At 41.9% G+C, this 4,122-nt stretch carries 2 protein-coding genes; one reads left to right on the top strand and one right to left on the bottom strand.

The window, feature by feature from the left end:
* Nucleotides 1–32 precede the first annotated feature (32 nt).
* Nucleotides 33–881, bottom strand: a complete 849-nt coding sequence (locus tag I8748_RS26740) for a class I SAM-dependent DNA methyltransferase (protein WP_198127553.1) — start codon at nt 879–881, stop codon at nt 33–35.
* Between the two features lie 503 nt (nt 882–1,384).
* Between I8748_RS26740 and I8748_RS36500 the strand changes: the two genes are divergently transcribed.
* Nucleotides 1,385–4,122 (top strand): amino acid adenylation domain-containing protein (locus I8748_RS36500; protein ID WP_449658041.1); only part of this gene is annotated, 2,738 nt, incomplete at its 3' end.

Here is a 4,122-nt window from a genome sequence, read left to right on the forward strand (position 1 = left end):
CCGCTCCCCTGCACCCCTGCACCCCTGCAACCCTAATGATGGCAAACTATCAGCTGTTGTATCGCTCCTGACGCAAATGGAGTTTGATCGTACCAACCAAATTTAGATTCTATGGTGAATCCATTGTATTTTAACAAAGCTTCTAGTTCTTGGGGAAAGTATAAACGATAGGTCATCTCTTCAACTATCTCTTTTTCCTGTCCCAATAGCTGATAGAAAAGCTTCTGTTTGTAGATTTGCTGAGTAAAATCAAATTCATTTGAGTAAGTAACTAGCACTGTCCCTTTACCATCTGGATGTGGATATGCAGAGTAAAGATTTTTTCGTTGGTCGCATAACATATTAATAGTTTCTTTACTGCAAGGATTGAATACATCAATTACAAAGTTGCCACCTGGTTTTAAATGATTTTTGACGCACGCCAAACAAGATTCAATTGCTTCTATATTAGAAAGATGCCAAATAGAATTAATTGGAAAGATAATCAGAGAAAATTTCTGATTAATTCTAAAGTCTCGAACGTCTGCTTCTATCCACTCCACCTGAGAAGATTTTTTTCTAGCCTCTGCAAGCATAGACTCAGCACTATCAAGTCCTGTTACTTGGAAACCTTTTTCTGCTAAGCGAATAGCGATTCTACCTGTACCACAGCATAGTTCTAAAATTGGGTCGCCAAATTGCGTTGCTAGGTCAATCCAGAAGAGAATTTCTTGCTCTTTTAATTGAGGAGGTATCAAATAAGAATTTTCATAAATTAAATCATAGTGCCTGCCATCATAATGAAAATCAGTATTACCACTTTTTACGGTGTTTTCTTGTTGGCAATAAATAGGTAATTTCTCGCTGATTAAAGCTGTTTGTGTTTCTGACTCACGACTCATAATTTTCCGTGCCTCTTTATTAAAACTTTTCTCTTATAGATTGGCACAAGAATCCAAAAAGGTATACATTGACACGGAAGTAAAATATTCTGATTTCTGAGAGTTGCTAGATTTATTTCTATGTTTTAATCCGTGAAGGCTGTAGATGCAGTACACACGGGTACTTTTTCGATTTCTTACCCTAACACCTGATATTTGCAAGCATCTAACCTGTTATCCTTGTTAAATTTGCGGTAAAAATTGTTAGAGCTTGCTTTTACTTGTTATAGTTCATTTAATTATCTAAATATTACGCCATTTCAACTATTAATTAATTTTAGGTATATTTAGCATTCACATTTGTATTTTTTAACCTAAAAATTAGTAAATTAGCATTGCGATCGCAACATGACAAATACTCAACGTGGCAAAGCCCTGGTGTGACACTCTAGAGGGCAGATTGAGCATTTTCAGGTTGGATCGCGATCGCTTATGCAATTTTTAGGTAAAGCCAGAATTAAATGTTGAATCTTTTTAAAAATCTATTTATTCATCAGCTATTTGAGATTCAGGCAAAGCAATCACCCGATTCTCTAGCAATAGTATTTGAGGGACTGGAAAGCCAGCAAACTAGCCAGCTACCAATTCTAGAACAACCATTTAACCAGCCAGCTTTTCAAAGCGTCCTCACCTACCGAGAGTTAAATCTTCGTGCCAATCAACTTGCACATTACTTAAAAACTCTGGGTGTAGGCCCGGAAGTATTAGTAGGTATTTGTGTAGACCGTTCTGTAGAGATGATTGTCGGGGTTTTAGGCGTCCTGAAAGCAGGCGGTGCTTATGTTCCTTTAGACCCCAGTTACCCCAAACAGCGCTTGGGGTTCATGCTAGAAGATTCTCAACTAGCTATATTGCTAACTCAGGAACGTTTGGTAGAGTCTCTTGGCGCCAACAAAGCACAAATTATTTGCTTAGATACAAATTGGCAGACAATTGCCCAACATAGTGGAGAAAACCTCACTTGCGAACTCACAACAGAAAACCTCGCCTATGTGATTTACACCTCCGGTTCTACAGGTAAACCTAAAGGTGTCTTAGTTCCCCACGCCGGAGTTGCTAACCTAGCCACAGAACAGATCCGCATCTTCGACGTACAACCAGATAGCAGAGTTTTGCAATTTGCTTCCTTTAGCTTTGATGCTTCTGTTTCAGAAATTTTCATGGCATTGGTAGCAGGCGCAACCCTAGTTTTAGCAACACGAGATTCCTTGATGCCAGGAACAAGCTTACTCAAGCTGTTACGCGAACAGCGAATTACAACTGTCACCTTACCACCATCCGCCTTAGCCATTTTACCAGTACAAGAATTACCCGATTTGCGATCGCTGATTGTTGCCGGCGAAGCCTGTCCAAGAGAACTGATTAACTGTTGGGCACCTGGTCGCCGCTTCTTCAACGCCTACGGCCCAACAGAAGCCACAGTTTGCACAACAATTGCAGAATGCACTTCTGGTATTAAAAAACCTCCTATCGGCTATCCCATTGCCAATAAGCAAGTTTATTTATTAGACGAACAGTTAAACCCTGTGCCTGTTGGTGTACCTGGAGAAATATATATCGGCGGTTTGGGTTTAGCACGAGGCTATCTTAACCAACCGGAATTGACGGCAGAGAAGTTTATTTTTAATCCTATTGGCGAGGGAGCTATTGAGCTATTGAGCAGGGGAGCAGGGGGAGATGAGGGAGCATTTTTAACTCCTAACTCCTCACTCCTAACTCCTAACTCCTCACTCAGCACTTATTCAACAGAACGTCTTTATAAAACTGGAGACTTAGCTTGTTACCTTCTGGATGGTAGTTTGGAGTTTTTGGGACGCATTGACGAACAAGTTAAAGTTCGCGGTTACAGAATTGAACTTGGTGAAATTGAAGCAGTATTGGGACAACATCCAGGTGTGCAGCAAGCAGTGGTGACAGCACGGGAGGATGTACCGGGACAGAAACGCCTCATCGCTTATGTTGTGCAAAATCCTGACTACGAAGGCGAACCGGAACAAGTCGCCGATTTAGAGACTGAGTTTATCTCGCAATGGCAAAGTGTTTCTGACGAAACTTACAAACAAATAAAGAGCGAATCGACATTCAATTTTGCCGGATGGAATAGCAGTTATACAGGTTTACCTATCCCAGAAGCCCAAATGCGCGAATGGGTAGAGCAAACTGTGGCGCGAATTCAATCTTTGCAACCTCAGCAAGTTCTGGAACTCGGTTGTGGGACGGGAATGTTGATGTTCCGAATTGCACCGCAGTGCAGTTTTTATTGGGGAACTGATTTTTCAATAGAAGTGCTGCACTATCTCCACCAAAAATTGCAGCGACTCGACCAAAAGTTACCCCAAATCAAGTTAGGACACCGCACGGCTGACAACTTTGAAGGCATTGAACCAGCCAGCTTTGATACGGTGATTTTGAATTCGGTTAGTCAAAACTTTCCTAGCATCGACTATATGGTGCAGGTAATGTCAGGGGCAGTTAAGGTGGTAAAACCAGGCGGTCATATTTTTGTAGGCGATGTCCGCAGCTTGCCATTGTTGTCAGCTTACCACGCCTCTGTGCAACTGTATCAGGCTCCTGATTCGCTGACGCGATCGCAATTAAACCAGAAAGTGCGATCGCGTTTTGCCCAAGAAGAGGAACTTGTTATAGATCCTGAGTTTTTCCTCGCCTTACAACAGCACTTTCCCCAAATTGACCGTGTGCAAATTCAACTCAAACGCGGTGTGTATCACAATGAATTAACTCGTTTCCGCTACGATGTCACACTCCACATCAAAAGTAGAGACGATTCGCCGAATCGTCTCTACTCAGTCAATATCACCTGGTTAGACTGGCAACAGCAAAAACTCAGTTTACCAACACTCCGCCAGCACCTCGTTGAAATCCAGCCTGAAATTCTCGGATTGCAGCGAGTTCCTGATGCACGTTTAGCTACAGAAGTCAAGACTATAGAATGGTTAAACAGTGATGATGGTGTTGAGACAGTCGGCGAGTTTCGCAACCAGATATTACCAAGTTTGCAAGGATGGGGAATAGATCCAGAGGAATTATGGTCATTTAGTGACGATTTACCATACAACATTAATATTACTTGGTCTGATGTTGCAGGTTATTATGACGTGGTGTTGCAGCGAAAAGACACCCCACCCGTAAACAAAGCCAAAAGGGATGAACTCTTCGCTTACAAGGGGCAAGATTTTTACCT

The organism is Amazonocrinis nigriterrae CENA67, from assembly GCF_016056305.1.
GTDB classification, from domain to species: domain Bacteria; phylum Cyanobacteriota; class Cyanobacteriia; order Cyanobacteriales; family Nostocaceae; genus Amazonocrinis; species Amazonocrinis nigriterrae.